The following is a 2830-nucleotide window of genomic DNA, read 5'->3' as shown; positions in this document are numbered from 1 at the left end:
ACCATCAGCGTGCCGACCGTGTCGCGCGTCCCCGAACCCGGATTGCCGACGTTGAAGCGCTTGCCCTTGAAGTCCTCGAACCTGGTGACGCCGGCTTCCTTGCGCGCCAGCACGGTCAGCGGCTCCGGGTACACCGAAAAGACGGCGCGCAGGTCGGCGTGGGCGCCGCCTTCCTTGAACTGCGCCAGACCCTTGATGGCGTTGTACTGGACGTCGGACTGGGCAACGCCGAAGTCGAGTTCGCCGGCCTTGATCGTATTCACGTTGTAGACCGACCCGCCGGTGCTCTCGACCGAGCAGCGTATGCCGTGCTTGGCACGGTCCTTGTTCATCAGGCGGCAGATCGCGCCACCGGCCGCGTAGTAAACGCCGGTCACGCCACCGGTACCGATGGTGACGAATTTCTGCTCGGCCATGGCCACCGGGCTGATAAAGGTAGTGCTGAGCGCCAGAGCGGCGGCAATCAGGGTCAATTTCTTCATCGTTGGTCTCTCTCCTGTGATGAGTCGGCTAGTAACGTTGATGCGGGCGAATGGCTGAAAAGAAGCAAACCCGGCGGCAAAACGCTCGCCAGATTAGCGAAAAGGAGACAAAAAGACCATCCTGACCGACCGCATTAGAAACATTAATGCGCCATTTGCAGCCGGAGCGCCGGCTTCTTCATTTTCAGACGTGATCCCTTTTGCAGTTTGCGTGCCATGCCGCGCCGGAAAATGCGCACGCGCCGGCAAGCGATTGAATCGTCTGTGTTTTCACGCCCGGCGCTGTTTCCGTTCGGTGGACGCCGGGACGAAACCAGGCATCCTGCAATGCACAAGCTTGGTGCAAACAGGCGCGAACGGCCCCTTGCAACCGTCGGCAACCCCTTGTTTTTACGGCAAATCGTCAAGACGCACCGGTTTCTCCCATGCTAAAGTCTGCGCCGCTTATCCGGCATCCCTTTCGTAAATCATTCCAGGAGGACGCGCCATGGGCGTCGAAACAGTTCACGAAATCCGCGCCGCGATCGCGCGCGGCGAATGGAGAAAACCGACTTCCGGCGTCGCGGCCGGCTTCACCCAGGCCAACGTGGTCATCCTGCCCAAGCGCTACGCCTTCGACTTCCTGCTCTTCTGCGACCGCAACCCGCAACCGTGCCCGGTGATCGACGTCGCCGAAGCCGGCGTCATCGCACCGCCCGTCGCCGGGCCGACCGGCGACATCCGCACCGAGATCCCGAAGTACAAGATTTTCCGCCACGGGCAGTTCGAGAAGGAGGTTGATAACATCCTCGACGTCTACACCGAGGACATGGTGACCTTCCTGCTCGGCTGCAGCTTCACCTTCGAACAGGATCTCCTCGACAACGGCGTGCCGGTCCGGCACATCGAACTCGACCGCAACGTACCGATGTACATCACCAACCGCGAGTGCAAGCCGGCCGGCATCTTCTCCGGCCCGATGGTCGTCAGCATGCGTCCGATGAAGCCCGAGTTCATTGAAAAGGCGACCGCCGTCACCGCGCGCTATCGCCGCGCGCACGGTGCGCCCGTGCACGTCGGCGACCCGGCGGCGATCGGCATCGAGGACATCATGAAAGCCGATTTCGGCGACGCGCCCGAGATTCGCGACGGCGAAGTGCCCGTCTTCTGGGCCTGCGGCGTCACGCCGCAGATGGCGCTGCAACGTGCCAAGCCGGACCTCGTGATCACGCACGCGCCGGGCCACATGTTCATCACCGACATCCGCGACAAGGATCTGGCCGAGTCGTAAACGCTTTCTTGAAAACTGCACTGGAAACTGAAATGCCCGCAAAGGAAACCATCCGTCAATTCGAACTGCTCGCCCGCCACGACCCGGGCGGCCGCGGTTTGGCCTCGTCCGACGCCGAAAGCCATCTGCTCTCGGCGGCGACCCACCTGCTCGGCGCCGAGCGCGTCATCCTGGTCACCGGCTTCTGCATCCGCGCCGCGATGATCGGCGAAACCGACGGCCCGTCCGGCACGCTGGCGGTCGCCCACGCGCTGCGCCAGCTCGGCAAGGAAGTCGTGCTGGTCAGCGACAAGTTCAGCGACGGACTGCTCGAAGCCGGCGCCAGGGTGCTCGGCGCGCCGTACCCGATCACCGTGCTGAGCCCGGTGCAGGAAGAATCGGATCGCGCCATCGACGAACTGCTCGCCTCGTTCGCGCCGACCCAGGTCGTCGCCATCGAGCGGCCGGGCAGCGCCATCGACGGCCACCGCTACTCGATGCGCGGCGAGATCCTCGACGAACTGGTACCGTCGACCGATCGCCTGCTCGCGCCCCCCGGCACGCGCAACTACGCGACGATCGCCGTCGGCGACGGCGGCAACGAATTGGGCATGGGCCACCTGCGCGATTCACTGATGGACCGCATCAACCTCGGCGAACTCATCTTCTGCGATACCGAGGCCGACCACGTCATCCCGGCCGGCATCTCGAACTGGGGCGCCTACGCGCTCGCCGCTTCGCTCGCCGTACTCAGCGGCAAGGCTATCCTGATCAGGCCGGAAGACGAGCTGGCCGTGCTCGAAGCGCAAGTCGCCGTCGGCGCCGTCGACGGCTGCACGCGCAAGAATGACGTCTCGGTCGATGGCGTGCCGATTGGCGATTACCTGCAGACGGTTTCTGCTATCTACGCGGGCTGCCAAGCGTATCTGGCCGCCACGCAGGTGGCCGCTGCCTGAGGTTCAACGCTAATGTAGGAGTGCAGATTTTCTGCGCGATAACGGCTTTTCTTCGTAGAAGCACGCCTTTTCGCCCGGTAAAACCGGGCTCCTACGACCAACCGTGCCGCCGAAGGCTCCGCGACGCTACCGCGACTCCTTGA

The 2830-nt window shown here is 63.6% G+C and carries 3 protein-coding genes; 2 read left to right on the top strand and 1 reads right to left on the bottom strand.

Translation table 11 applies throughout. The annotated features are described in order from the left end of the window. A partial coding sequence (locus tag KBA32_RS16915) for a TAXI family TRAP transporter solute-binding subunit (protein WP_294361462.1) occupies positions 1-482 on the bottom strand: 482 nt, incomplete at its 3' end. 487 nt (positions 483-969) lie between these two features. On the opposite strand from KBA32_RS16915, the gene KBA32_RS16910 reads away from it, so the two are divergent. Both KBA32_RS16910 and KBA32_RS16905 read left to right on the top strand, forming a co-directional pair. Next, the gene (locus KBA32_RS16910) at positions 970-1752 is read left to right on the top strand and encodes a putative hydro-lyase (RefSeq protein ID WP_294361460.1); all 783 of its coding nucleotides are present in this window, start codon (positions 970-972) and stop codon (positions 1750-1752) included. 32 nt (positions 1753-1784) lie between these two features. Then, positions 1785-2687, top strand: a complete 903-nt coding sequence (locus KBA32_RS16905) for a DUF4392 domain-containing protein (RefSeq protein ID WP_294361458.1) — start codon at positions 1785-1787, stop codon at positions 2685-2687. Positions 2688-2830: the final 143 nt, after the last annotated feature.

Source organism: Propionivibrio sp., assembly GCF_017995515.1.
Classification (GTDB): domain Bacteria; phylum Pseudomonadota; class Gammaproteobacteria; order Burkholderiales; family Rhodocyclaceae; genus Propionivibrio.
Note: the sequence above shows the minus strand (reverse complement) of the source record. Positions and strands in the feature narration are given on the sequence as shown.